Consider the following 419-nt stretch of genomic DNA (forward strand, 5'->3'; position numbering starts at 1 on the left):
GCCCAGCTCCAGCATCTTGGGGCGCAGGTGCGCCAGGCGCACGAGGTCGAATTCGGATTCGGCGTAGAGGCAGCCGACGCGCTTGGCCTGGTGCGGCGGCAGTACGCGGTAGGTGCCCACCACGCGCAGCGTTTCCTGGTCGCGTACGATCAGGTGGTCGCAATAGGCGTCGAACATGTCGACATCGGTGCCATTGGACGACGACTGGAGCCGTGCGCCCATTTCTTCGGCGAAGACCTTGTAGCGCAGGCGCTGCGCCTCGGCTACTTCGTCCTGGTGACGTGCCCACGCCACACTGAAAGCAGGCGCTGGAGCTTGTGCATGGGTTTGGTGCTGTGCTGGCTGACGAGGAAGACGGCTCCGCGCCGACTGGCCGGAGCGGCCAGTGGGCAAAGCGTCAAACAGCGGCTGGGTAGGCG

1 protein-coding gene is annotated in these 419 nt (G+C 65.9%); it reads right to left on the reverse strand.

Features of this window, described 5'->3' with window-relative positions:
* Window positions 1-419, reverse strand: a 419-nt coding sequence (locus AC1DHL_RS29975; protein WP_478164365.1) for a GNAT family N-acetyltransferase, incomplete at both ends; no start/stop codon positions are given.

It is taken from the genome of Variovorax sp. 10L426, from assembly GCF_056395305.1.